Annotated in this window: 25 protein-coding genes and 1 tRNA gene; 15 read left to right on the top strand and 11 right to left on the bottom strand. The window is 68.6% G+C overall.

From position 1 onward, the window contains the following. Nucleotides 1-78 precede the first annotated feature (78 nt). The 7 genes from topA to ACFY5A_RS00495 all read left to right on the top strand — a co-directional run bounded on the left by topA (nt 79) and on the right by ACFY5A_RS00495 (nt 7,608). Complete coding sequence (topA, locus tag ACFY5A_RS00525; protein WP_387231176.1) at nt 79-2,913, top strand: type I DNA topoisomerase; 2,835 nt, start codon at nt 79-81, stop codon at nt 2,911-2,913. Further along, complete coding sequence (gene tmk, locus ACFY5A_RS00520) at nt 2,910-3,539, top strand: dTMP kinase (RefSeq protein WP_387231174.1); 630 nt, start codon at nt 2,910-2,912, stop codon at nt 3,537-3,539. The genes topA and tmk overlap by 4 nt, the downstream gene beginning before the upstream one ends. Before the next feature lie 49 nt (nt 3,540-3,588). After that, a complete protein-coding gene (locus ACFY5A_RS00515; protein WP_341941523.1) occupies nt 3,589-4,746 on the top strand; it encodes a DNA polymerase III subunit delta' in 1,158 nt (385 codons plus the stop codon). Between the two features lie 35 nt (nt 4,747-4,781). Then, on the top strand, nt 4,782-6,299 hold the full coding sequence (locus ACFY5A_RS00510) for an alpha/beta hydrolase (protein ID WP_341942554.1): 1,518 nt from the start codon (nt 4,782-4,784) through the stop codon (nt 6,297-6,299). 51 nt (nt 6,300-6,350) lie between these two features. Then, nucleotides 6,351-6,426: transfer RNA gene (locus ACFY5A_RS00505), tRNA-Thr, on the top strand. Between the two features lie 61 nt (nt 6,427-6,487). After that, a complete protein-coding gene (locus ACFY5A_RS00500) occupies nt 6,488-7,069 on the top strand; it encodes an isochorismatase family protein (protein ID WP_387231172.1) in 582 nt (193 codons plus the stop codon). Next, entirely contained in the window at nt 7,066-7,608 is a 543-nt protein-coding gene (locus ACFY5A_RS00495; RefSeq protein ID WP_387231170.1) for a DUF1697 domain-containing protein, read from the top strand. Before ACFY5A_RS00500 ends, ACFY5A_RS00495 begins: the two co-directional genes overlap by 4 nt. Here ACFY5A_RS00495 and ACFY5A_RS00490 read toward each other — a convergent pair. Then, the gene (locus tag ACFY5A_RS00490) at nt 7,598-7,798 is read right to left on the bottom strand and encodes a hypothetical protein (RefSeq protein WP_105674063.1); all 201 of its coding nucleotides are present in this window, start codon (nt 7,796-7,798) and stop codon (nt 7,598-7,600) included. The two genes, ACFY5A_RS00495 and ACFY5A_RS00490, sit on opposite strands and share 11 nt — an antisense overlap. Nucleotides 7,799-7,823: 25 nt before the next feature. Between ACFY5A_RS00490 and ACFY5A_RS00485 the strand changes: the two genes are divergently transcribed. Continuing rightward, a complete protein-coding gene (locus tag ACFY5A_RS00485; protein ID WP_105674061.1) occupies nt 7,824-8,345 on the top strand; it encodes a CGNR zinc finger domain-containing protein in 522 nt (173 codons plus the stop codon). Here the strand turns inward: ACFY5A_RS00485 and ACFY5A_RS00480 are convergent. Both ACFY5A_RS00480 and ACFY5A_RS00475 read right to left on the bottom strand, forming a co-directional pair. Further along, the gene (locus ACFY5A_RS00480) at nt 8,342-8,836 is read right to left on the bottom strand and encodes a hypothetical protein (RefSeq protein ID WP_387231167.1); all 495 of its coding nucleotides are present in this window, start codon (nt 8,834-8,836) and stop codon (nt 8,342-8,344) included. The two genes, ACFY5A_RS00485 and ACFY5A_RS00480, sit on opposite strands and share 4 nt — an antisense overlap. A 464-nt stretch (nt 8,837-9,300) precedes the next feature. Continuing rightward, nucleotides 9,301-9,960, bottom strand: a complete 660-nt coding sequence (locus ACFY5A_RS00475) for a fasciclin domain-containing protein (protein ID WP_105674057.1) — start codon at nt 9,958-9,960, stop codon at nt 9,301-9,303. Between the two features lie 144 nt (nt 9,961-10,104). Here ACFY5A_RS00475 and ACFY5A_RS00470 point away from each other — a divergent pair, with 144 nt between their 5' ends. The 5 genes from ACFY5A_RS00470 to ACFY5A_RS00450 all read left to right on the top strand — a co-directional run bounded on the left by ACFY5A_RS00470 (nt 10,105) and on the right by ACFY5A_RS00450 (nt 15,020). Next, nucleotides 10,105-11,817, top strand: coding sequence for a cytochrome c biogenesis protein DipZ (locus ACFY5A_RS00470; protein ID WP_387231165.1), 1,713 nt, complete (start codon nt 10,105-10,107; stop codon nt 11,815-11,817). Between the two features lie 30 nt (nt 11,818-11,847). Continuing rightward, nucleotides 11,848-12,447: an ECF RNA polymerase sigma factor SigK gene (gene sigK, locus ACFY5A_RS00465; protein ID WP_181155875.1), complete on the top strand. Its 600-nt coding sequence runs from the start codon at nt 11,848-11,850 to the stop codon at nt 12,445-12,447. Then, complete coding sequence (locus ACFY5A_RS00460) at nt 12,444-13,295, top strand: anti-sigma factor domain-containing protein (RefSeq protein WP_387231163.1); 852 nt, start codon at nt 12,444-12,446, stop codon at nt 13,293-13,295. The genes sigK and ACFY5A_RS00460 overlap by 4 nt, the downstream gene beginning before the upstream one ends. A gap of 29 nt (nt 13,296-13,324) precedes the next feature. Further along, nucleotides 13,325-13,954 carry a DNA-directed RNA polymerase subunit beta gene (locus ACFY5A_RS00455; RefSeq protein WP_387231161.1) on the top strand — a complete coding sequence of 210 codons (630 nt, stop codon included), beginning with the start codon at nt 13,325-13,327 and terminating at the stop codon, nt 13,952-13,954. Nucleotides 13,955-14,135: 181 nt separating this feature from the next. After that, nucleotides 14,136-15,020 carry an aminodeoxychorismate lyase gene (locus ACFY5A_RS00450; protein WP_341941530.1) on the top strand — a complete coding sequence of 295 codons (885 nt, stop codon included), beginning with the start codon at nt 14,136-14,138 and terminating at the stop codon, nt 15,018-15,020. Between the two features lie 178 nt (nt 15,021-15,198). Here the strand turns inward: ACFY5A_RS00450 and ACFY5A_RS00445 are convergent, their stop codons facing one another. The 8 genes from ACFY5A_RS00445 to ACFY5A_RS00410 form a co-directional block, all read right to left on the bottom strand. Further along, on the bottom strand, nt 15,199-15,615 hold the full coding sequence (locus ACFY5A_RS00445; RefSeq protein ID WP_341941531.1) for a hypothetical protein: 417 nt from the start codon (nt 15,613-15,615) through the stop codon (nt 15,199-15,201). Nucleotides 15,616-16,322: 707 nt separating this feature from the next. Further along, nucleotides 16,323-17,102 (bottom strand): phosphate ABC transporter ATP-binding protein PstB, encoded by a 780-nt coding sequence (gene pstB / locus ACFY5A_RS00440; protein WP_105674047.1) that lies wholly within the window; start codon nt 17,100-17,102, stop codon nt 16,323-16,325. Nucleotides 17,103-17,125: 23 nt separating this feature from the next. After that, nucleotides 17,126-18,223 (bottom strand): phosphate ABC transporter permease PstA, encoded by a 1,098-nt coding sequence (pstA, locus tag ACFY5A_RS00435; protein ID WP_341941532.1) that lies wholly within the window; start codon nt 18,221-18,223, stop codon nt 17,126-17,128. A gap of 1 nt (nt 18,224) precedes the next feature. After that, a complete protein-coding gene (pstC, locus tag ACFY5A_RS00430; protein ID WP_105674043.1) occupies nt 18,225-19,175 on the bottom strand; it encodes a phosphate ABC transporter permease subunit PstC in 951 nt (316 codons plus the stop codon). Nucleotides 19,176-19,266: 91 nt separating this feature from the next. Further along, nucleotides 19,267-20,376, bottom strand: coding sequence for a phosphate ABC transporter substrate-binding protein PstS (gene pstS / locus ACFY5A_RS00425; RefSeq protein ID WP_223586044.1), 1,110 nt, complete (start codon nt 20,374-20,376; stop codon nt 19,267-19,269). A 162-nt stretch (nt 20,377-20,538) separates the two neighbouring features. Further along, a complete protein-coding gene (locus tag ACFY5A_RS00420; protein ID WP_387231157.1) occupies nt 20,539-21,519 on the bottom strand; it encodes an NUDIX domain-containing protein in 981 nt (326 codons plus the stop codon). Then, the gene (locus ACFY5A_RS00415; RefSeq protein WP_341941534.1) at nt 21,516-23,681 is read right to left on the bottom strand and encodes an RNA degradosome polyphosphate kinase; all 2,166 of its coding nucleotides are present in this window, start codon (nt 23,679-23,681) and stop codon (nt 21,516-21,518) included. The genes ACFY5A_RS00420 and ACFY5A_RS00415 overlap by 4 nt, the downstream gene beginning before the upstream one ends. A 52-nt stretch (nt 23,682-23,733) precedes the next feature. After that, nucleotides 23,734-24,417: a response regulator transcription factor gene (locus ACFY5A_RS00410; protein ID WP_341941535.1), complete on the bottom strand. Its 684-nt coding sequence runs from the start codon at nt 24,415-24,417 to the stop codon at nt 23,734-23,736. 96 nt (nt 24,418-24,513) lie between these two features. Here ACFY5A_RS00410 and ACFY5A_RS00405 point away from each other — a divergent pair, with 96 nt between their 5' ends. Together ACFY5A_RS00405 and ACFY5A_RS00400 are read left to right on the top strand one after the other, a co-directional pair. Further along, nucleotides 24,514-24,804, top strand: coding sequence for a hypothetical protein (locus ACFY5A_RS00405; RefSeq protein ID WP_105674035.1), 291 nt, complete (start codon nt 24,514-24,516; stop codon nt 24,802-24,804). A 146-nt stretch (nt 24,805-24,950) separates the two neighbouring features. After that, on the top strand, nt 24,951-25,553 hold the full coding sequence (locus ACFY5A_RS00400) for an FABP family protein (protein WP_105674033.1): 603 nt from the start codon (nt 24,951-24,953) through the stop codon (nt 25,551-25,553).

The following is a 25,553-nucleotide window of genomic DNA, read 5'->3' as shown; positions in this document are numbered from 1 at the left end:
CGGCGGAACGTACACGAACCACTGCGACGAACCCATCGCGGTGGTGTGTATGGTGTGCTTCGAAGAAAGGACGCACCCTTGGCTGAAGGCAAGAAGCTCGTCATCGTCGAGTCCCCGACGAAGATGCGGTCGATTCAGGGATACCTCGGCGACGGCTACGAGGTGCTCAGCTCCGTCGGCCACATCCGCGATCTCGCGGACAAGAAGGACATCCCGGCCGCCGACAAGCAGGCGTACGGGAAGTACTCGATCGACGTCGACAACGACTTCGACCCCTACTACGTGGTGTCCGACCGCAAGACCAAGACGGTCGCCGAACTCAAGCGAGCTCTGAAGACGGCGGACGAGCTCCTGCTCGCCACCGATGAAGACCGCGAGGGCGAGGCGATCGCCTGGCACCTGCTCGAGACGCTGAAGCCGAAGGTTCCCGTCAAGCGCATGGTGTTCCACGAGATCACCAAGGACGCGATCCAGGCGGCCGTCGGCAACACCCGTGAGCTCGACATCGACCTCGTCGACGCGCAGGAGACCCGCCGCATCCTCGACCGCCTCTACGGGTGGGACGTCTCGCCCGTGCTCTGGTACAAGGTCAAGACCGGCCTCTCCGCCGGACGCGTGCAGTCCGCCGCGACCCGCATGATCGTCGACCGTGAGCGCGAGCGCATGGCGTTCGTGTCGGCGGACTACTGGGACGTCGAGGCTCTCGCGTCTTCGGCATCCGCCTTCAAGGTGCGGCTGGTGCGCGTCGACGGCGGACAGCTCGCCCGCGGCACCGACTTCGACGACCTCGGAAAACTGAAGAAGGCCGTCGTCGTCCTCGATGAGAAGAAGGCCGCGGCTCTCGCGATCGCCGTGGACGCCGCCGGCGCCGGCACGGTGACCAAGGTCGAGGCGAAGCCCGGAACGCGCAGCCCCTACGCCCCGTTCACCACCTCCACGATGCAGCAGGAGGCCGGACGCAAGCTCTCCATGAGCGCGAAGCAGGCGATGAGCGTCGCCCAGCGCCTTTACGAGAAGGGCTTCATCACCTATATGCGTACCGACTCCACGGCGCTGAGCACCCAGGCGGTGCAGGCGGCGCGGAACCAGGCGGTCTCGCTCTACGGCGACGCGGCCGTGCCGCTCAAGCCGCGCGTCTACAAATCCAAGAGCAAGAACGCCCAGGAGGCGCACGAAGCGATCCGCCCCTCGGGCGAGACCTTCCGCACTCCGGCCTCGGTCTCCTCACAGCTCGACCGTGAAGAGCAGCGCCTCTACGACCTCATCTGGAAGCGCACCGTCGCCAGCCAGATGTCCGACGCGAAGTACGAGACCACGACCGTCACGATCGTCGTCGACGCCGCAGGGCAGAAGGCCGAGTTCACGGCATCCGGTACTGTCTACACCTTCAAGGGCTTCCTGGAGGCGTACGAGGAGGGGCGCGACGAGAAGCGCAGCGACAGCGACGCGGCCGACGACCAGTCCCTGCCGGCGGTCGCCGTCGGCGATGAGCTGCGGATGACGGACGCCGAGGCCAAGGGCCACCGCACCACCCCGAAGCCGCGCTATACCGAGGCGTCGCTGGTCAAGGCGCTGGAGGAGCACGGCATCGGCCGTCCGTCCACGTTCGCCAGCATCATCGGCACCGTGATCGATCGCGGCTACGCGACCAAGCGCGGACAGGCTCTCGTTCCGACCTGGCTCGCGTTCAGCGTCGTGCGTCTGCTCGAGGAGCACTTCGCCGACCTCATCGACTACGACTTCACCGCGGCTCTGGAAGACGACCTCGACGCGATCGCCAGGGGCGAGCAGAAGCGCGTCGAGTGGCTGAAGTCCTTCTACTTCGGTACGGAGTCGCAGGTGGGGCTGCGTCAGGTCGTCGACAACCTCGGCGAGATCGATGCGCGCGCGCTCAACTCCACGCGCATCACGGACACGGCGACCCTGCGCTTCGGGAAGTACGGCCCCTACCTGGAGGTCGCGAACCCGGAGGCGCCCGACGAGAAGCCGCGAATCGTGAACGTCCCGGAGGATCTGGCGCCGGACGAGCTCACCGCGGCCAAGGCCCAGGAGCTCATCGAGGCCCCCGTCGCCGGCGACCGCGTGCTCGGCGAGAACCCGGAGAACGGCAAGATCATCGTCGTCAAGGACGGACGATTCGGCCCCTACGTGCAGGAGAACGACCCGGTGTCCGACGATGCCGGAGTCGACGCGTCGACCGGCGAGGTCGTCGAGGCGCCGAAGCCCACCCGCGGCAAGAGCGCCAAGAAGGACACGGCCCCCAAGCCGCGCACCGGCTCGCTGTTCCGCTCGATGTCCGTGGACACGATCGATCTCGACACCGCACTCCAGCTGCTGAGCCTGCCGCGCGTCGTCGGCGTCGACCCCGAGTCCGGCGACGAGATCACGGCGCAGAACGGCCGGTACGGTCCCTACCTCAAGAAGGGCGCCGATTCGCGCTCCCTCGAGAGCGAATCGCAGATCTTCGACGTCACGCTGGACCAGGCGCTCGCGATCTACGCGCAGCCGAAGTACGGCGCCGGCGCGCGTCGTGCATCGAGCGCGCTCGCAGAGTTCGACGCCGACCCCGTCAGCGGCAAGCCGATCCGCATCCGCGACGGACGCTTCGGGGCCTACGTCACTGACGGGGAGACGAACGTCACGATCCCGCGCGGACAGAAGGTCGAGGACATCACGTTCGAGATCGCCGTCCAGATGCTCGCCGACAAGCGTGCGAAGGGTCCGGCCCCGAAGCGCGGCGCTGCCGCGAAGAAGGCCCCGGCGAAGAAGGCCCCCGCCAAGAAGGCGCCAGCGAAGAAGGCGGCGGCCAAGAAGGCGCCGACGGATGCCGAGAAGGCAGCCGCTCGCTCGGCTGCGGCGAAGAAGGCCGCGGCGACGCGCGCCGCCAACGCCGCGAAGAAGGCGGGCTCGTGACCGCAGGTCGCGGGGTCTGGATCACTCTCGAAGGCGGAGACGGCTCGGGCAAGACCACGCAGGCGAACCTGCTCGCGGGTTGGCTGACGGATGCCGGGCATGGGGTGCTGCGCACCAGGGAGCCCGGCGGCTCCGAGGTGGGCGAGCTGATCCGCAACATCGTGCTGCACCACCGCGGAGACATCGCCCCTCGGGCCGAAGCGCTGCTGTACGCCGCGGATCGGGCACATCATGTCGCGACGGTCGTGCGCCCGGCGCTCGACCGCGGAGAGGTCGTCCTGCAGGACCGCTACCTCGACTCGTCCGTCGCGTATCAGGGTGCAGGGCGCGTGCTGGACGGCGACGAGATCCGCGAGCTGTCCCTGTGGGCCACCGAGGGGGCGCTTCCCGATCTGACCGTGCTGCTCGACCTCGATCCGGAGGCCGCGCGAGAGCGGCTCGACTCGGACGACAAGCCGTTCGACCGGCTCGAGGCGGAGAAGACCGAGTTCCACTCCCGCGTGCGCGACGCGTACCTCCGCCTGGCCGACGCCGAGCCCGAGCGGTTCCTGGTGCTCGACGCCGCGGCATCCGCTGACGAGATCGCCGCGGCGATCCGCGTCCGCGTGGAGTCGCTCCTCGGCTGAGGCCTGCCTCCAGGGAGTCGGTGTCGGCGCCGCAGGTTACGCTGAGTACATGCCCCAGACCGTCGCCGCCGAGTTCCCGTGGGGCGATGTGTGGGGGCAGGATGCCGCCGTCGAGACGCTCCGTGGCGCCGCATCCGACCCTGCTGCGCTGTCGCACGCGTGGCTGATCACGGGCCCCCCGGGTTCGGGGAGGTCCACCCTCGCCCACGCGTTCGCCGCGGCGCTCGTGGCCGACACCCCCGAAGACGAGTCGTCCATGCGGCAGGTGCTGGCGGGCACCCATCCCGACGTGACCGCCCTGCGCACCGACAAGGTCATCATCACCATCGCCGAGGCGCGCGCACTCGTCGAGCGCTCCTACTTCGCGCCCTCGGCCGGGCGGTACCGCGTGATCGTCGTCGAGGATGCCGATCGCATGGTCGAGCGCACCTCGAACGTGCTGCTGAAGGCCCTCGAAGAGCCGCCGGAGCAGACCGTGTGGATCCTGTGCGCTCCGAGCGAGGCCGATCTGCTGCCCACGATCCGATCGCGGGTCCGCTCGCTGCGGCTGCGCGAACCCGACGTCGCCGACGTCGCACGGCTGATCAGTCTGCGCACGGGCGCCGACGCGGCCGTCGCCGAGCAGTCCGCCCGTCACGCGCAGCGTCACATCGGCATGGCTCAGCGCCTCGCCACAGACGACGCCGCTCGACGTCGTCGCGACGAGACGCTGCGCTCGGTGCTCGGCGTCCGCGGGGTCGGCGACGCCGTGGAGGTCGCCGGGCGCATCATCCAGGCGGCCACGGAAGACGCGAAGACCCTCACGGCCGAGCGCGACGCCGCGGAGCGCGCCTCACTGCTGCGTACCGTGGGCATCGCCGAGGGGCAGGCCGTGCCGCCGGCGCTGCGCTCGCAGCTGTCCGCGCTCGAAGACGATCAGAAGAAGAGGGCGACGCGCAGCCTGCGCGACGGCATCGACCGTGTGCTCACCGATCTGCAGTCGATGTTCCGCGATGTCGTGATGCTGCAGTTCGGTCGCGGCGACGACCTCATCAACCGCGAACTGCGCGCCGAGCTGAGCGCGCTCGCGGATGCCTGGCCGGAGACACGTACTCTGGTCGTACTTGACCACCTTGCCGAGACACGCCAGTCGCTGGAGCGCAACGTCGCACCGCTGCTCGCCCTGGAGAGCTTGCTCGTGACCGTCACGAGCGGGAGGACACCGTGAACAACAGACCGACTTCCCGTTTCCGACGCGCCGCGATGGTGGTCGCTGGGCTCGCCGCGGCATCCGTCATGCTGTCCGGCTGCCTGTACTCGATGATCCCCGAGCAGGCGTCGTCGAAGCCGTCGGCGACCAACGCTCCCGACACCGAGGGCGTGGCCGAGAACCTGCTGCGCTTCTACGGGCAGACCCTGACCTGGACCGAATGCGGCACGGGCTTCGACTGCACCGACGTCACGGCGCCGCTCGACTGGGAGAACCCCGGCGACGGCGAGATCACGCTGTCGGTGATCCGCCACCAGGCGTCGGGCACGGCGAAGGGCTCGCTGCTCACGAACCCCGGCGGTCCCGGCGCGAGCGGTGTCGACCTCATCCAGAACAGCCTCGACTACGCCGTCGGCGCCGACCTGATCACGAACTACGACGTGATCGGCTTCGATCCGCGCGGCGTCGGCCGGTCGACCGCGGTGACCTGCTTCGACGCGGCGGGCATGGACGACTACCTGTACTCCATCCCCGCGGCTCCCCGCGGAACCGCCGAGTGGGAGACCGAGCTCCTCGCCGCCCACAAGAAGTTCGCCGAAGCGTGCGAGGCGAACAGCAACGGCATCCTGCCGTTCATCACGACCATCAACGCGGCGCGCGACATGGACCTGATCCGCGGCGTCCTCGGCGACAAGAAGCTGAACTACCTCGGCTACTCCTACGGGACGTTCCTCGGCGCGACCTACGCCGAGCTGTACCCGGAGCGCGCCGGCCGACTCGTCCTCGACGGGGCCATCGACCCCGCCGTCTCCGGACTCGAGGTGAGCGCGACGCAGGCCATCGGCTTCGAGTCCGCGCTGCGTGCGTACATGAAGAGCTGCCTCGACTCGGGGAAGTGCCCCTTCAACGGCTCGGTCGATGAGGCCATGACCGATCTCGGAGCGCTGCTCGCGAGCGTCGACGCCTCGCCGCTGAAGAACGGCGACGGTCGGCGGATGGGTGCGGATGCGCTGATGACGGGAATCATCGCTGCGCTGTACTCGGAAGACAGCTGGAGCTACCTCACCGATGCGCTGAGCGGAGCGCTGCAGGGCGACCCGTCGATCGCGTTCCAGCTCGCGGACTTCTACAACGGCCGTGAGAACGGCACATACGCCGACAACTCCAGCGAGGCGTTCCGCGCGTACAACTGCATGGACTATCCGGTGGAGGACGACCCCGCGGCCGAGGCCGCGTCGACGGCGAAGATCGCCGAGGGCGCGCCGACCATCGCCAAGTACTGGGACGGCCCCGACTCCTGTTCGGTCTGGCCGTACCCGCCGACCGGCACGCGTGGGGAGATCCACGCCAAGGGTGCGGGGCCGATCCTCGTCGTCGGCACCACCAACGACCCGGCGACGCCGTACGAGTGGTCGGAGTCGCTCGCGAAGCAGCTCGACGAGGGCGTGCTGATCACCCGCGTCGGGGAGGGTCACACCGGCTACAACAAGGGCAACACGTGCGTGGACAAGGCCGTCGAGGCCTTCTTCCTGGACGACACGGTGCCCGAGAACGGCCTGCGCTGCGAGTGATGCCGGCTCGATTCGCGAGCGCGCTCCGAAACAGGTAATATCGGAGACCGCGCCGCTTTAGCTCAGTCGGCAGAGCATTTCACTCGTAATGAAAAGGTCGTCAGTTCGATTCTGACAAGCGGCTCCAGCAGGCCCCGTGATGAAGATCACGGGGCCTTTTGGTTTCCCGAGCGCGTACCCTCGGAATCATGAGCAGAGCGCTTCTCATCGTCGATGTGCAGAACGACTTCACCGAGGGCGGTGCGCTGGCCGTCGAGGGCGGGGATGCCGTGGCATCCGCGATCTCCGCGTTCCTGACCGAGCGCGCCGCCGACTACCGTGTCATCGTCGCGTCGCGCGACTGGCACGACGCCGAGGGCGACAACGGCGGGCACTTCTCCGATCAGCCCGACTTCGTCGACACGTGGCCGGTGCACTGCATCGCCGACACCGACGGTGCGGCCTACGACCCGCTGCTGACGACGGATGCCGTCACGCATCACGTCCGGAAGGGGCAGGGGCGGCCCGCGTACTCGATGTTCGAAGGGACGACGGATGCCGGTGAGACGGTGTCCGCGGTGCTGACGGAGTTCGGCGTGCTGAGTGCGGACGTCGTGGGCATCGCCACGGACCACTGCGTGCGCGCGTCGGCCCTGGACGCGATCGCACACGGCGTCCAGGTGCGGATCCTCACCGATCTCGTCGCAGGGGTCGCTCCGGAGCCCAGTGCCGCAGCTCTCGCCGAGCTCGCGCACGCCGGCGCCGTGCTCATCGAGAGCGCGGAGGCGTGACCGCGGAGCGTTGCGCACTGCTCCTGCGCGCGGTGAACGTCAGCGGGCGCAACAGGGTGCCCATGGCCGAGCTTCGTGAGCTGCTGGGCGCGCGAACGGCTCTGACGAACGTCTCCACGTACATCGCGAGCGGCAACATCCTGTGCGACGCGCCCGCCGACCTCGGTGCGGCGTGTGCGGAGGTGCGGGCGCTGATCGCGGAGGCGTTCGGGGTCGACACTCCGGTGATCGCCCGTAGTCACGCCGAGCTCGAGGCCGCGCTCGCGGAGAACCCGTTTCCGGATGCGGCGCAGGACAAGATGCTGCACGCGATGTTCCTGGAGTCGGAGCCGGCCGAGGGCGCCGTCGACGCTCTGACGGAGCGGCTCGTCGCGGGGGAGCGGATCGCGCTGATCGGCCGGGACCTCTGGATCGACTACGACGAGGGCGGTGTGCAGAACACCAAGCTCACCAAGGCCGTCCTCGACCGTGCGCTCGGGGTGGCCGGCACGGCGCGGAACCTCCGCACCGTGCGTACGCTCGCCGAGCTCACGGCCTGAGAGCGCGACTGAGCGCGACCGGCGGCGTCTGCGGATGCGCCTGCACGTCGACGCGACGGACGCCGCACCCGTCGCAGCGGACGTAGAGCACGAGGCCCTCGCTGGTCGGATGCCGCGAGTCGACGAGCCAGGCGTGCTCGTGAACGGGGGCGGTCTGGCGGGGGATCGGAAGTGTGTGCAGGGAGGTCATGCATCCAGCGTGATGTAATGGCCTTATGCATCTCAACCCTTACGGAGAGTACGCGGTCCTCCTGGCGGCATCCCTCGCCAACGACTGGCCGGCCGACCGCGCTGGAATCGAGGCGCGCACGCGGGAGTTCGGGATGACGATGGACTTCCCCGACGAACCCGACGACCACGAGCTGACCCGCGGGGTGATCGACGAGTGGCTGCGCGTCGTCGACGCCGAGCCCGGGCGGCCACGAGCCGAGCTGCTGAACGCGCAGATGGCGACGGCGGCCGCCTATCCGCGGCTCACGGATCATCACGACGAGGGCTGGCACCTGCACTACCGAGACGACGGCCAGCGGCTCGCGTTCGTCCTGAGGGCGGTGATCTCCGTGGGCACGGCCCTGCACCTGTCTACCCGGGGCATGACGCGTCTGCTCCGCTGCGAGGCCGAGCCCTGCACGAACGTCGTGGTCGACGTGACCCGCAACGGGCGCCAGCGATTCTGCTCGGTGCGATGCGCGAATCGCGCCGCCGTGCGCCGCCATCGCGCACGCGGAGGAGACTAGTCGCCCGTCGCTTCGGGCTCAGGTGCGGATCGTGGGGCGTGATCGTGTGTCATGGCCGCCGATCGCCAGTTCGGGCCGAGCCGATCGTAGGTGACGATCGCGTGGCAGTTCCGGCGTCGCACGTCGCACTTCCCCATCTCGGTGGCGACCACTGCGAGGCTATGACCGTTGCGAACGAGTCGCATCACCTCTCCGCGTTTCGCCGACCCGGGGCGATGGTCGAAATCGAGGACGCGGAGGTCCGATTCACCGCAGTCGACGCACGGATTCGCCGAGAGGTACTCGGCGACGAACGAGATGCTCTCTGCCTGTCGCGCTTTCGTACGCGCGCGGATGACCTTGATGTGGTGGTCGCGATTCTGCTGGTAATAGCGACGAGAAGACTCTCTGTTGCACAGCCGGCAGACCTCTTGGTGATCGTCGGCGCGGGATCTCTTGCGATTGAATTGGGCGAGCGGCTTGCTCGCACCGCGCGTCCCACAACGCTTCATGGGAGGACGCTAGCGCGGACGTGCGACGTTCTGCATTCACGGTGGGCCCCGAGGGGCTCGAACCCTCGACCCGCGGATTAACTTGCCACTTCGGCTTTCGCCGCCGCCCCGCAGGGCGTTCGTGGTCTGGACTGTCCCTTCACCTTGGCTCTCGCTGTAGGTGCCACCCGTCCAGTCTCTACACCTTCCGGACTCGCGTCCGGCTTGGCTCGGGATTGCCATCTGGTCTCCCAGGAAGGGTTCCCCGACTTTGAGTGGTGTCATCCCCGGAGTTTCCCCCAGGGCGCTCCTATTCTGTTGAAGTCCGATGCTCTGCCAACTGAGCTAGAGGCCCGTGTCCTCTCAGTCTAGTGTGCGCGAAAAGGGCCGCCGGCGACTCCCCGCACCGGCGGCCCTTCTTTCCTCTCGTCGTCCTCCCCCGAGGGACGAGAGGCGCCGAGATCCCCCGCTCGGCGTCCCGCGCCTTACTGGGCCGGGGGCATCAGCACGGAGTCGATCAGGTACACCGTGGCGTTCGCGGTCTGCACGCCGCCGCAGATGACCTTCGCGTCGTTGACCATGAGGTCGTCTCCGCTGCCGGTCACGGTGAGGTCGGCGCCCTGGACGGTCTTGTGCGTGCCGTCGATGTCGGACGGCTCGATCTGACCGGGGACCACGTGGTAGGTGAGGATCGACGACAGCGTCGCGCTGTCGGTCTTGAGTCCGTCGATCGTCGCCGCGTCGATCTTCGCGAACGCATCATCCACCGGGGCGAAGACGGTGAACTCGCTGCCGTTGAGGGTGTCGACGAGGTTCACGTCCGGGTTGAGCTGACCGCTCACCGCGGCGACGAGCGTCTTCAGCATCGGGTTGTTCGATGCGGCGACCGCCACCGGGTCCTGAGACATCCCCTGGATGGATCCGGCTCCTGACGGAACCGCGTCCGCGTATGCCGCGCATCCGGGGCCGACGAGGTTCGCCGCCGGGTCCATCGTCTCGGGCGCCGACGACTCAGAGGACTCCGGCGCCGACGGCTTCGTCGTCTCCTCGGCCGGGGTGCTGCCCATGGTGCAGGCGGAGAGCAGGAATGCGCTCGCCAGCGTGAGGGTGACTGCTGCGGTGACCTTCTTCTTGGTGCTGAACATCTCGAGCTCCTTCAGAACTGGGCCACGGTCCGTCCGTGGCGTCGACATCTGTTCGGAGCCCCTCGCCGATCGGATGGGAGAAAGTTCCGTCCAATCCGAAACGGGGGTCGAGAGCGAACAGAGGGCGACAGAAGCGAGGACCTCATGGACCTGATCATCATCGGCCTGCTCGGCGGGCTCATCACCGGAATCTCACCGTGCATCCTGCCCGTGCTCCCGGTCATCTTCCTCACGGGGGGAGCGCAGTCGGCGAAGTTCGACGGTGAGGTCGTGCCGGCGAAGCGCAGCCGGCCGTACCTGGTGATCGCGGGCCTGGTGCTGAGCTTCACGCTCGTCACCCTCGGGGGATCGCTCCTGCTCGGGCTGCTGAACCTCCCGCAGGACATCATCCGCTGGGTCGGCATCGCCGTGCTGGTCATCATCGGCGTCGGCCTCCTCGTGCCGAGGTTCGAGCGGATCCTCGAGCGCCCCTTCCAGCGCTTCGGCCAGCGGGAGGTCAAGAACCGGGGCAGCGGCTTCGGCGTCGGCCTCGCCCTCGGCGCCGTGTTCGTGCCGTGCGCTGGCCCCGTGCTCGCCGCCATCATCGTGGCCGGCTCCACAGGCCGCATCGGAATCGGGACGATCCTGCTCACCGTGTCCTTCGCGATCGGCGTCGCGGTGCCGCTCCTGGTGTTCGCCCTGGCCGGAAGGGGCGTCATCGAGCGCATCCGCGCCTTCCGCACCCGCGAGCGCGGCCTGCGCATCGCCGCGGGGATCGCGATGATCGCGCTCGCCGTGGGGCTGGTCTTCAACGTCCCGCAGGCGCTGCAGCGCCTTCTGCCCGACTACACGTCATCTCTGCAGCAGGGGCTGGCCGATTCGGATCAGGTGTCGGATGCCCTCGACCTCGGCGGCCTCGTGAACGACGAGAACAAGGACCTCGACAAGTGCACGAACGGCGCCGCCGAACTCGAATCCTGCGGCACGGCGCCCTCGATCAAGGGGATCCAGCAGTGGCTCAACACCCCTGGGGGCGAGGCCGTGGATCTGAAGAGCCTCCGCGGCAAGGTCGTGCTGATCGACTTCTGGGCGTACTCCTGCATCAACTGCCAGCGCTCGCTCCCGCACGTCGTCGCCTGGGATGCCGCGTACCGCGACCTGGGGCTCGAGGTCATCGGCATCCACTCCCCGGAGTACGCGTTCGAGAAGGATCCGGGCAACGTCGCCGCGGGAGTCGCCGACTTCGGCATCGACTACCCGGTCGCCCTGGACAACAACCTCGCGACGTGGACGAACTACCGCAACCGGTACTGGCCGGCGCACTACCTCATCGATGCGCAGGGGACCGTCCGCCACATCTCCTTCGGCGAGGGCAACTACGCCGCGACCGAGAAGCTCATCCGGGAGCTGCTGAAGGACGCCGATCCCGCTGTCCAGCTGCCCGCGGCGACGGATGTCGTCGATGAGACGCCCGACGTCGGCTCGACGACGCGGGAGACGTTCCTCGGCTCCTCGAAGGACGTGAACTACGGCGGCGGCACGGAGTACCGCTCCGGCACCCGCGACTTCGCGCTCCCCGACAAGCAGCCGGACGACAGCTTCGCTCTCGGCGGAGGCTGGACAGTCGAGACGCAGTACGCGACGCCGTCCGGCGGTTCCGGCAGCATCCGCCTGAACTATCACGCCGCCGAGGTGCGCATGGTCGTCGCCGGCTCTGGCGAGGTCGTCGTGCGCGACGACAAGGGCAACGAGCAGCGCATCCGCATCGACGGCACTCCACGCTCCTACGCCCTGGAGAAGGCGGATGCCGTCGCCCAGGGGTCGTTCACCCTCGAGGTGCCCACCGGAGTGCAGGTCTATTCCTTCACCTTCGGGTGAGGTCTGCACGAGATCGAGAGGAGATGCGGCATGCTGGTGGAGATGGTCATCGACGGGGTGGACGTACCCGAGGACGGAACGGCGCGGGATGCCGTCGCCGATCTCCTCGGGCGCATCGCCGACGGCGACCAGGCGGCGTTCGCCGCGCTCTACGACACGCTGTCGCCCCGCGTGTTCGGTCTCATCCTCCGCGTGCTCGTCAACCGCTCGCAGAGCGAGGAGGTGCTCCAGGAGGTGTTCCTGGAGATCTGGCAATCCGCCGACCGCTTCGCTCCGAACAAAGGGCAGGGACGGACCTGGGTGATGACGATCGCCCATCGTCGAGCGGTGGACAGGGTGCGTGCATCCCAGTCCAGTGCCGATCGCGATGTGCGGGCGGGGCTCAGGGACATCGGGGTGGCGCACGACAGCGTCGCCGAGCAGGTCGAACTGGGCATCGAGGGAGAGAAGGTCGTCGATGCGCTCTCGGGGCTACCCGAGGCGCAGCGGGAGGCTCTCGTCCTCGCCTACTACGGCGGATACAGTCAGAACGAGATCGCGGTGCTCGTGGGAGCACCGCTGGGGACGATCAAGACACGGATGCGAGACGGGCTCATGCGTCTCCGCAGCGCGATGGGGGTGACGGCATGAACGAGCAGGAGTTCGCAGAGCTCTCCGCGGCGGCGGCGCTGCACGCGCTGTCTCCCGATGACGAGCGACGGTTCCGCACCGCCCTGGCCGTGCACCCCGAATGGCGGCGGATCGCCCGAGCGGATGCCGAGGCCGCTGCCGCGCTCGCGCTGCCCGTCCCTCCGGTGACGCCTCCGGCGGACATCCGCTCGGCTCTCCTCTCCGCCATCGCGGACGCGCCGCAGGGTGACCGGGAGACGGCGTCGGCTCCACCTGCTCCGACCCCGGCCGCCGAGACCCGTGACAGGACCGATGACGGCGGACGTGATGCCGCGAGCCGCCCGCACTCTTCTGCGGCTCACCCGCAGGACACGCCCGCGGGTGACCCCCAGCCGGCTCCCCGTGAACGTCGTCGCGGACTGCGAATCCTCTTCGCGCTCGCCGCATGCCTCGTGCTGCTGGTCGGCATCGGCATGGGCGCGACCGCTCTGAGCTCCTATCTGAACCGTCCGGCGGCCGTCGTCGCCCTGGAGCAGATCGAGGCATCAGGCGATGCGCAGCAGGCGGAGGTGCCCGTGGCAACGGGCGGCAGCGCCACGGCGCACTGGTCGGCATCCCTGGGCAGGGCCGTGCTCGTCACGGAGGGCATCGCCGCTCCGGCCGACGGGCAGACGTACGAGCTGTGGTTCGTGCGCGGGGACACGGCGGTGTCGGCGGGCACCTTCTCCGTGAACGACGGGAAGGCCACCGCGGAGCTGCGCGGTGAGATGAAAGCGGGCGACGCGATCGCCGTGACGGTCGAGCAGTCGGGAGGATCACCCACCGGCATCCCGACCTCAGACCCGGTGATCGTCATCCCCACCGCCTGAACGCCGCCCGACGCGCGTACCCTGGAGGGATGCCCGAGCAGCACCATCGCCCTGTGCGCCGCCCCACCAGCGCCTTCGACAACATCGTCGGCTCCCACGACCCCGCCGAGGAGACGCGGGTCGCGCACGCGACGGCATCCGCCCTGCTCACCAGGGTGCGTGCCGACGAGAGCGGCGTCAGCGCCGAGCGTCTCGTCGCCTTCACCGCCGAGCACGGCATCGACGAGATCGCGGAGCTGTGGTCGAAAGCCCCCTCCCGCACGCTCCCGGGCGCGCTGTGGCGGCTCTACGTGCTGCAGCTGGCGATCCACGGCGACCCGCAGACGGCGGCGCTGCTCTACGAGCGCGGACGCGTCGAGCTCGCGTCGGCTGACGCGGTCATCGCTGGAGCGCCGGTCCCGGCGAACCCCGACGAGCTCGTCGCCTTGATCGACACCATCCTGCGCGGCGCCTTCCGGGGCGACTTCGCGGTCGCGCTCGACAGGGCGGCGGCGTTCTGCCGCGTGCAGGCCTCGGGCGCGACGCACCTGGCCGACGACTACGAGGCGACGGAACCGGCGAGGACGAGCGAGCTCACCACGAGGGCGCTGAGATTGAGCGCCTACGGGCAGGACCTGTCCGCGGCCGCGGTGCTGTGGCGGATGGACGCGCTGGCCTGACCGGAGGCGCCAGGGCGGCGGAGGCCCGATGGAACCGGGTATGAGAAGACCGGGCCGCAAGAACGCCTCTCGGCGGAAGGCCGCTCGCAGCGGCAAAAATTGGAGCCCGGGGTTATGCGGCCCGGCCGATCAAGTGTAACGCGATCTCGCCTCCGCTATTCCCGACCTCTAGGCTCGGATCATGACCCGGCGCTTCGCACTCATGATCGATCCCGTCGCCGCATCCGAGGAGCGCGCCGATTTCGCAGACACCTTCACGATGGTGGATGCCGCGGCCCCCGCGCTCAGCGTGGGCGAGCTCAGCACCCAGCGCGGAGACGGCGTGTTCGAATCGATCGGCGTGGTCGACGGGCACGCGCAGGAGGTCGTGCCGCACCTGGAGCGCCTCGCGCACTCCGCGCGGCTGTGCGACCTCCCGGCGCCCCATCAGGAGCAGTGGCGGCAGGCGGTCGCGGTCGCGGCGGCGGAGTGCGGCGAGGGGGAGGCCGTGATCAAGCTCATCCTCAGTCGCGGCGTCGAGCACGGCCCCACGCCGACGGCCTGGGTGACGGCGGCGCCCGCGGCGGACTTCTCGGCCGCGCGCGTGCACGGCATCCGCGTCGTGACGCTCGACCGCGGGTACGACCTGCACGTCGCCGAGCGTGCGCCGTGGCTGCTGCTGGGCGCCAAGACCCTCTCGTACGCGGTCAACATGGCGGCGCTGCGAGAGGCGCACCGTCGGGGAGCGGATGACGCGGTCTTCCTCTCCAGCGACGGATTCATCCTGGAGGCGCCGACCGCCTCGCTCATCCTCCGTTTCGGGGACCGCTTCGTCACGCCGGCGCCGAACGGCGGCATCCTGCACGGGACGACGCAGCTCAGCGTCTACGACCACCTCGCGGCCCGCGGTTTCGAGGCCGGGTACGCCGAGATCCCGGCATCCGACCTCGCCACGGCGGATGCCGCCTGGCTCGTCTCGAGCGTCCGTCTCGCCGCTCCGATCACCGCGGTCGACGGGGTGGAGCTGCCCGTCGACGCCGCCCTCACGGCCGAGCTGAACGCATACCTCCTGTCTCCCCGCGACTGACCCCGGGGAAGTCTGGGCTGACCCCGGGGGCTGATCCCGGGGGAGCGGGTGTGCCGATTCCGGGCACAGCTTCGGAGCGGCAGTGCGACATGCCGCCGTTTAGGGGTCCCAGACGGCGTGTCGTCTCGTCTTATCCGAAGCTGTGCCCTGACACGTCGGGAGAGGAGGCGGGATCGGATCAGGGGCGGAGCGTCATGGTGGACACGATCGACCGTTCGACGAGGTCCCAGTCGTACAGCACCATCGCGTAGTCGAAGCGCAAGGAGACGTGCCCCCAGAGAGCAGAGGAGGCATCGCGCGTGAGATCCTGGTGCCGATGCGACGTCGAGTCATGGTTGGCTCTTCCGTCCGTCTCGATGATCAGCCATCCGTCGATCAGAAGATCCACGCGGCCCGTTCCGACGACGTAGGCCTGCGTGCGGACGCTCCACCCGTACTTGCGGATACGCAGCCTGACGAGCGATTCGAGCCCGCTGTCGGCGTCCGCTCGAGAGAAGTCGATGAGATCCTTGCCCGCGCGATCGATCACTCGTCGCAGCCAGCGCAACTCCTCGTTCGTCATCAGGCCGAGTCGTCGTGCCGATTCGAGCGACACGAAGAAGGCCTCCGCACCCCTGCAGCGGTAGATCTGAAGAAGTACGCGGGGAACAGCGGGCAGGGCGAAGGTCTCGGGGGACGGACCGCGATCCCAGTGACGGATGCAGGTGCACCTCCGCGAGGAGATGCCGTGGTGGTGTCTGTCAGGACGCATCCATACATGTACGTCCACGTCATCGAGCACCCATATTCCCAGGTGTCGCGCCGCGGTCTCGCATCCGAGCGATCCGCCATGCTCTGCGGCTTCCGCGGCCGGGGCGCATGCCGTGGGCGCCGCATACACTCCGCGTCGGAGTCGGCGGAGATCCCCAACGCGCACGCGTCGCTCGATCTCTCGGCGGGACTGCGACCTTCGGAGTTCACTCCAGGTCCAGATGTCAATCGATGTCGTACTGCACACCCCTACAGAATGGGATCGGCGGGTGGCTGGTCCGAACCGCCAACGCACGATCGGTGGACGAAATCCGAGACTCTCGAACCTGTGGAGGAGAGGTGGATCCCTGGCCCAGACACAAGCTTCGGAGTCCACTAACGAGCACAGCTTCGGAGCTCAGGCGCGGGCACAGCTTCGGACCCGTGTCCGGGCACAGCTTCGGAGCGGAACGAAGAAACGCCGTGCAGATCTCACGATCGCACGGCGTTTCTCATCCGGACTCCGAAGCTGCCCCCCCCCGAGACGGAGGACCGAGCCGGAGCGGTCGGGGCTTATCCGAAGCGGCCGGAGACGTAGTCCTCGGTGGCCTGGACGGACGGGGTCGTGAAGATGCTCGTGGTGTTGTCGTACTCGATGAGCTTGCCGGGCTTGCCGGTGCCGGCGATGTTGAAGAAGGCCGTCTTGTCGGAGACGCGGGATGCCTGCTGCATGTTGTGCGTCACGATGACGATCGTGTACTCGGTCTTGAGCTCGCCGATCAGCTCCTCGATCGCGTAGGTCGAGATCGGGTCGAGGGCCGAGCAGGGCTCGTCCATCAGGAGCACGTCGGGGGAGACCGCGATGGCCCGCGCGATGCACAGACGCTGCTGCTGGCCGCCCGAGAGGCCGGAGCCCGGCTTGTCGAGACGGTCCTTGACCTCGTTCCACAGGTTCGCGCCCTGCAGCGACTTCTCCACCAGTGCGTCGGCGTCGGACTTCGAGATGCGCTTGTTGTTGAGCTTGACGCCGGCCAGCACGTTCTCGCGGATCGACATGGTGGGGAACGGGTTCGGGCGCTGGAAGACCATGCCCACCTGGCGGCGGACGGTCACCGGGTCGACGGTCGCGCCGTACAGGTCGTCTCCGTCGAGGAGCACCTGGCCCTCGACGCGAGCGCCGGGGATGACCTCGTGCATGCGGTTCAGCGTGCGGAGGAAGGTCGACTTGCCGCAGCCCGAGGGGCCGATGAACGCGGTGACGCTGCGCGGCTCGATGTCGAGAGAGACGCCCTCTACGGCGAGGAAGTCGCCGTAGTAGACGTTGAGGTCGTTGACTTCGATGCTCTTGGACACGTGAGGTTCCTTCGGGTTGTGGCTCAGCGGCCGGTCTTCGGGGCGAACACCTTCGCGACGATGCGCGCGACCAGGTTCAGCACCATGACGATGACGATCAGTGTGAGGGCGGCGGCCCAGGCGCGGTCCACGTAGGCCTCGGCGGGGATGCCCTGGTACGCGTACTGCGAGTAGATGAACACCGGCAGCGTCTGCATCCGTCCGCCGAAGAGGTTGTAGTTCATCGCGTCGGTGAATCCGGCGGTGAGCAGCAGCGGAGCGGTCTCGCCGATGACGCGCGAGATGGCGAGCATGACGCCCGTCGTGATGCCGGCGATCGAGGTGGGAAGCACGACTTTGACGATCGTGAGCCACTTCGGCACGCCCAGCGCGTACGACGCCTCGCGCAGGTCGTTCGGCACCAGACGCAGCATCTCCTCGGTGGAGCGCACGACGACCGGGATCATGAGCACCGACAGCGCCACGGAGCCCATGATGCCCATGCGCACACCGGGGCCGAAGATCAGCGCGAACACGGCGTAGGCGAACAGACCGGCGACGATCGACGGGATGCCGGTCATCACGTCGACGAGGAAGGTGATGATCCTCGACATCCGCGTGCCCCGGCCGTACTCGACCAGGTAGACGGCCGTCATGAGGCCGATCGGCACGGAGATGATCGTGGCGGCGAGCGTGACGAGCAGCGTGCCCATGATGGCGTGCAGCGCTCCCCCGCCCTCGCCGAGCACTCCGCGCATCGAGGAGTTGAAGAACAGCGGATCGATGCGCGCGATGCCGTTGGAGATCACGGTCCAGCCGACCGAGACCAGCGGCACCATCGCGATGAGGAACGCGGAGGTGACGACGCCCGTGACGAAGCGGTCCAGCGCCTTGCGCGGCCCCTCGACGATGCGCGAGGTCACGTAGACGATGATCAGGTAGAGGATGGCGCCGACGACGAGGCTTCCGGCGATGTTGAAGGCGGACCCGGATGCCGCGGCCATCACGCCGAACGGTGCGGCGGCGACGACGAGCGCGATGCCGAGAAGGGCCCAGGGGGTCCAGCGGGGCAGGTGGCCGGAGGAGAGCGATGCGCGCGAGGTCTGGATCGCGCGAGGCGTCTGGGGGGCGATCACGGTCATGTCAGTTCGCTCCCGAGAATTCCTTGCGGCGGTTCACGAACCAGCGCGCGACCGCGTTCACCGCGAAGGTCACGATGAACAGGATCAGACCGGTCGCGATGAGGACGTTGATGTTCGTCTTGTAGGCCTCGGCGAAGGTGAGCGCGATGTTCGCGGCGATCGTCGAGGGGTTCGTCGAGGTGAGCATCTCGATCGTGACGGCCTTGCTCACGGAGAGGACCATGGCAACGGCCATCGTCTCGCCGAGGGCGCGCCCAAGGCCGAGCATCGATCCTGACACGATGCCGGAGCGGCCGAAGGGCAGCACGGCCATGCGGATCATCTCCCAGCGCGTGGCGCCGAGGGCGAGCGCCGCCTCCTCATGGAGGCGGGGGGTCTGCAGGAAGATCTCGCGGCAGATGGCCGTGATGATCGGCACCACCATGACCGCGAGCACGATCGCGGCGGTGAGGATGGTGCGGCCCGTCGGCGAGACGACCCCGCCGAAGAAGGGGATCCAGCCGAGGTTGGTGTTGAGCCAGACATAGACCGGCTGCACCGCGGGGGCGAGTACGAAGATGCCCCACAGGCCGAAGACGACGGAGGGCACCGCGGCCAGCAGGTCGACAACATAGCCGATGGTCTGCGCGAGGCGGCGCGGTGCGTAGTGGGTGATGAAGAGCGCCACGCCGAGCGACAGCGGCACGGCGATGAGCAGCGCGAGGAACGCGGCCCAGAGGGTTCCGAACAGCAGCGGGCCGACGTAGTCCCAGAAGCCGGTCGTCAGCAGTGATGCGGTCTCGTGGTCGGCGGTGAAGGCGGGAATGGACTGCACGATGAGGAAGATCGCGACCGCGGCGAGCGTGATCATGATCATGGAGCCGGCGGCGACCGCCGTGCCGGAGAACCAGATGTCGCCGGCGCGCTTCTTCGCGACGATGCGGGCTGGAGCCTCCGCTGTCGTGGCTGTCATGGGAGCTGCTTCCTGCTCGGTGATGTTCGGGTATCGGGTGCGGACAGACGGTGTCCGGGATGCCGTGGCACCCCGGACACCGTCTACTGGGTCACTTGATGAGGTCGATCGCGGCCTGCGCCTTGGTGCGCAGGTCGTCGGAGATCGGGGCGCTGCCGGCGTTCTTCGCGGCGGCGTCCTGGCCCTCGGCGCTGATGGCGGTCGTGAAGAACGCCTTGGTCAGGGCGGCGACGTTCTCGTCCTCGTACTCGGCGCAGGCGATCAGGTAGCTGACGAGGAGCACCGGGTAGGCGCCCTTCTCGGTCGTGGTGCGGTCGATCGCGAACGCGAGGTCGCCCTCGGTGCGGCCGTCCTCGACCTTGGAGGCGTCGAGGGTGATCGCGGCGCCCTCGGCGGAGTGCGCGACGAACTCGTCGCCGACCTTGACGCTGACCGACGCGAAGTCGGCGGCCTGCGAGGAGTCGATGTAGCCGATGAGGCCCTGGCCGCCCTTGACGGCGTTGGCGACGCCCGAGGTCTTCTCCGCGGACTCGCCGCCGAGCTCGGTCGGCCACTCCTCGACGCTGCCGAAGGTCCAGGCGTCGGGAGCGGTCTGGGCGAGGTAGTCGGTGAAGTTGCCCGTGGTGCCCGACTTGTCGGAGCGGTGCACCGGCGAGATCGCCAGGTCGGGGAGGTCGACGCCCTTGTTGGTCGCGGCGATCGCCGGGTCGTTCCACTTGGTGATCTTTCCGGCGAAGATGCCGGCGATGGTCTCGGGGTCGAGGTCGAGCGAGTCGATGCCGTCGAGCGTGAAGACGATGGCGATGGGGGAGACGTACGCGGGGACCTCGATGAGGTCGGAGCCGTCGACGCAGGCGCCGAAGCCGCCGGCCTTGACCTCGTCGGTCTTGAACGCCCGGTCGGAGCCGGCGAAGTTCACTGCGCCCTGCTGGAAGGACTCGCGGCCTGCGCCGGAGCCGGCCGGGTCGTACTCGACCACGGCGTCGGGGTTGGTCTTCTGGAACTCAGCGGTCCACGACTGGATGGCGACCTGCTGGGCCGAGGAGCCCGAGCCGACCAGCGAGCCCGAGAGAGCGGGGGCGTCGGACGTGGGAGCGTCGGTGGAGCCGCCGGTGCCGCCTTCGTTCGCGGCACAGCCGGCGAGAGCGAGGGCAGCGACGGCGCCGATGGCGCCGATTCGGGCGATGCGGGAGATCTTCACTGTGGATCCGTTCGATCGGGAATGGGAATGGGCCCGGTGCAGGGCACACAGTGACGCTAAGCGCGGCGGTTAACGAGATTCTCCCGCCCAGGTGAACGGAAGGTGAACGGCGGGCGACTCTCTGGATTCCCCTCCAGACGGGTCGCGGCATCCGAACGGGGTTCAGACCTTGGGGATGTGCGTCTCGATCGCGATGATCCCGGAGCCGGGATTGGATGCCGAGAGGTGCACGACCGAGAACGCGGCCGGTTCGAGAGCGGCGGCGCTGCTCACGTAGGAGCCGCGGATGGTGCCGGTCGCCAGGGCGATCTCGGTCAGGAGGCCTGGCAGGACGGGACCGTGGCTGCACAGGACGGCGGGCTTGCCCGAGCGCACGCGCTTGCCGACCACGCTGCGGAGATCGTCGGAGCCGTCCTCCCAGGCGTCCTGGCTGATCTTCGCGGTGAGGGTGGGCTTGCGTCCGAGCGCCTTCGCGAGAGGGGCGACGGTGGCGACGCAGCGGACCGCGTCGCTCGTGACGATGCGTCGGACGCCGAAGGCCCGCAGAGGGCCGACGATCGACGCGGCCTGCCGGCGCCCGCGCTCGGTGAGCGGCCGAGCGGCATCCGCCTCGTCCCACTCGGACCGCGAGAGGGCCTTCGCGTGCCGCAGCGCGATCACGGGGAAGGTGCGCAGCACGCCGTCGTCGACGAGCGTGGAGAAGAAGTCGAGGATCTCGTGATCCACCGGGTAGCTCAGACGCGCCCGCGCCTTCTTCACGCTCACCCATTCGATCGCGGCGATCTCGCGGTTCGGAACGAACGTCGAGGCGCGGATCGCGTCCTCCGTCGCCTCGGCCGCCCAGTAGTGCACGACCTTCTGCTTGTTCGAGGGGAGGTGATAGCGGCTGACTCCGACGGGCACCCCGAGCGAGACGCGGATGCCGGTCTCCTCGTGCACCTCGCGCACGGCCGTCTCGGCGAGCATCTCGCCGGGATCGACCTTGCCCTTGGGGAGCGTCACGTCACGGTACTTGCCGCGGTGGATCAGCAGGATGCGGAGCTTGCCGTCGACGATGCGCCAGACCACGGCCCCGGCCGCGTACACGGCCTTGTCCGTCCACTTCGCCCGCGTGGGCGACGACTTCGTCTGCGGAGACGTCATCGAACCGCCCGTGCGCGGCGGCGCCGCTGGATCAACCCCATGGTCATATCCTGCAGGTCGACGAGCGGGTTGCCGTCGGCGTCTTCGGCGTGGCGCTGCCACACTCCCTCGGCCCCGAGGTGCCACGAGCTCGTGCCGGGGTCCATGGCGAGGTCGAAGAACGCCAGCAGCTCCTGCAGATGCTGCGGATCGGTGACGCGCACCAGAGCCTCGACGCGACGGTCGAGGTTGCGGTGCATCATGTCGGCGCTGCCGATGTACACCTGGGGGTCGCCGTCGTTCTCGAAGGCGAAGATCCGGGAGTGCTCGAGATAGCGGCCGAGGATGCTGCGCACCGTGATGTTGTCGCTGATGCCTTCCAGATCGGTGCGGAGGCTGCAGATGCCGCGCACCCAGACCTCGACCTTCACGCCGGCCGCGCTCGCACGGTACAGGGCGTCGATGACCTCTTCGTCGACCATCGAGTTGACCTTGATGCGGATGCGCGCCGGCTTCCCCGCCTCGGCGTTCTTGCGCTCGCCGTCGATCTGGCGGAGCAGCCCCTTGCGCAGGTGGAGGGGAGCGACGAGCAGACGCTTGAACTTCTTCTCGATCGCGTAGCCGCTCAGCTCGTTGAACAGGCGCGTGAGGTCCTTGCCGACCTGCGGATCCGTCGTGAACAGTCCGAAGTCCTCGTAGATGCGGCTGGTCTTCGGGTTGTAGTTGCCCGTGCCGATGTGCGAGTAGTGACGCAGGACGCCGTCCTCTTCGCGGATGACGAGAGCGAGCTTGCAGTGCGTCTTCAGTCCGACGAGACCGTAGACGACGTGCACGCCCGCCTTCTCCAGCTTGCGCGCCCACACGATGTTGTTCGCCTCGTCGAAGCGGGCCTTCACCTCGACGAGGGCGAGCACCTGCTTGCCGGCCTCGGCGGCATCGATCAGGGCCTGCACGATCGGGCTGTCGCCCGAGGTCCGGTACAGCGTCTGCTTGATGGCGAGCACGTGCGGGTCGCGGGCCGCCTGCTCCAGGAACGCGACGACGCTGGTCGTGAACGACTCGTACGGGTGGTGCACGAGCACGTCGGACTTGCGGATCGCCTTGAAGATGTCGGCGCGCGTGTTGCTTCCGGTGGGCTGGAACGCGACGGCCGTGGTCGGCAGGTGGGGCGCGTAGCGCAGGTCAGGCCGATCGATGCGCGAGAGGCCGAACAGACCGCGCAGGTCCAGCGAACCGGGAAGGCGGTACACCTCCTGGTCGGTGATGTCGAGCTCGCGGACCAGCAGCTCGAGCGTGACGTCATCCATGTCGTCCGTGATCTCGAGCCTGATCGGCGGACCGAACCGGCGTCGCATGAGCTCGGCCTCGAGGGCCTGGATGAGGTTCTCGCTCTCGTCCTCCTCGATCACCATGTCCTCGTTGCGGGTGAGGCGGAACGCGTGGTGGTCGAGGACCTCCATGCCGGGGAACAGGTCGCCCAGGTGGTTCGCGATGAGCTCTTCGAGGCGGATGAACCGTGTGATCTCGCTCGTCCCCGGCACCTCGACGAAGCGGGGGAGCATGGGCGGCACCTTGAGGCGCGCGAACTCCTGGCGCCCGGTCCGTGCGTTGCGGATGCGGATCGCGAGGTTGAGCGACAATCCGGAGATGTAGGGGAAGGGGTGCGCGGGGTCGACGGCCAGCGGCATGAGCACGGGGAAGACCTGCGCCTGGAAGTACTCCGACAGGGCGGCGCGCTCGTCGGCGGTGAGCTCGTCCCAGTCGGCGATCTCGATGCCGGCATCGGCGAGAGCAGGACGGACCAGGCTCGTCCAGGCCTCGGCGTGCCGCAGCTGCAGGGCGTGCGCCTCGCGCGAGATGTCCGCGAGCGCGTCGACGGGCGAGCGGCCGATGTTGGTGGGCACGGCGAGACCCGTCATGATGCGGCGCTTGAGTCCGGCGATGCGCACCATGAAGAACTCGTCGAGGTTGCTCGCGAAGATCGCCAGGAAGTTCGCCCGCTCGAGCTCCGGAAGGCTCGGGTCCTCTGCCAGCTCCAGCACCCGCTGGTTGAACGCGAGCCAGCTCAGCTCGCGGTCGAGGTAGCGGTGGTCGGGGAGGAGCGAGTCGGGGGACTCGATGGCATCGAAGTCGTCGTCTTCGGAGTCACCGAGACCTGCGTCGGCGAGTGCGGGATCGATCATGGGGTACATCTAAGCACCGAGAGGTGACGCGCGTGTGAACGGAACGGTTCCGTTACCGCGCGGCCACCACGCTGTCGTCGTCGTACACGTTGAACCGGTAGCCGACGTTGCGCACGGTGCCGATGATCTGCTCCTGGTCGCCGAGCTTGGCCCGCAGTCGCCTGACGTGCACGTCGACCGTCCTGGTGCCGCCGAAGTAGTCGTAGCCCCACACCTCGCTGAGCAGCTGCTCGCGGGTGAACACGCGCGAGGGGTGCGTGGCGAGGAAGTGCAGGAGCTGGAACTCCTTGTAGGTGAGGTCGAGCGGCTTGCCGCGCAGCTTGGCGGAGTACGACTGCTCGTCGATCGTGACGCCGGACGCCTGCACGCGAGAGGGCTCGGCGACCTCGTCGTGGCGGGCGAGCGCCAGCCGCACCCTGGCGTCGGTCTCGGCGGGCCCCGCCGTCGACAGCAGCACATCATCGACGCCCCACTCGCCGGACACCGCGCTCATGCCGCCCTCCGTGACGACCAGGAGCAGCGGGGAGTCCTGCCCCGCAGCGCGCAGCAGGCGGCACAGGGACTTCGCTCCGACCAGGTCGGAGCGGGCGTCGACGACGACGATGTCGTACTCGGGCGCGTTCACGAGATGGGCCGGCTCGGCGGGGATCTGGCGAACGCGGTGGCTCAGCAGCTCCAGCGCGGGCAGGACGTGTTCTGAGTCGGGGGCGCTGGTCAGCACCAGGATCTGGGCCACGCGCTCTCCTCTCGGACGACGGACTTCGCCGTGCCGCCATGATACCGGGCGTCGAAGGTGACGACGTCTTCGAGACGGATGGGTGACAATAGAGCCATGACGGAACCCGCACTCGCGCCGCGCAACGCCTTCGTCGGCGTGTTCGTCGTCTGGGGGGCTGCGCTTCTCGCGTCGGTCGCCGTCGGCGTGTTCGTGCCGGAGGAGTGGCGGGTCTCCTGGCTCCTCGTCGCGTTCGGCGGACTCATCCTGCTGTCCTTCGCCGTGCAGCTCTGGTACGGCAGCACGCAGGGGTTCATCTTCCGCGTCGCGTGCAGCATCACCGGGGCGCTCCTGCTCACAGGGTTGATCTCAGTCGGATTCGGTCTGGCCGCCCTCGTCCCCGCCTGACCGGGCGCGGTGGGGGTAGGCTGGACGCATGGATCTCGTCGCGCTCGAATTCTTCTTCATCGGCCTCCTGGGTCTTGCGAGCCTCGCCATCGCCTTCGTCTCGGTCGTGGTGCTGCGCAACCTCTTCCGCGGCCAGCGCTGAGCGCATGCTTGAGCTGCCCACCGACCTTCCCGCAGACCTCGCGCCCCTCGCCTGGCTGATCGGCGTCTGGGAGGGCACCGGCGTCATCGACTATCCGGTCGGCGACGAACGCCTCCAGGGCGAGTTCGCGCACCGCGTGAGCTTCAGCCATGACGGCGGCCCCTTCCTCAACTACGCGGCGACGGCGACCTTCACCGGTCTCGACGAGGTCGCATCGATCCCGCTGACCGCCGAGAGCGGATTCTGGCGGCTGTCGCGACCGGCGACGGATGCGGATGCCGGACCTGCGCTGCTCCCGCCGACGGCGGAGCCCGTCGCCCGCGGCGTCGACGACGTGGAGTTGCTGCGATCGGCATCCGGAGGCTTCCCTCTCGAAGTGTCTCTCGCGCACTCCGACGGAACGCTCGAGCTGTACCTGGGCGAGATCAACGGTCCGCGCGTCGACATCGCCTCCGATGCGATCGTCCGCGGCGCCGGCGCCAAGGAGTACGGAGCGGCGTCGCGCATGTACGGACTGGTCGACGGCCACCTGCTGTGGGCATGGGATGTCGCCGCGCTCGGCACTCCGCTGCGCTCGCACGCCTCCGCGCGCCTGGCGAGGGTCTGA

The organism is Microbacterium sp. NPDC012755, from assembly GCF_042901325.1.
Classification (GTDB): Bacteria; Actinomycetota; Actinomycetes; order Actinomycetales; family Microbacteriaceae; genus Microbacterium; species Microbacterium natoriense.
Note: the sequence above shows the minus strand (reverse complement) of the source record. Positions and strands in the feature narration are given on the sequence as shown.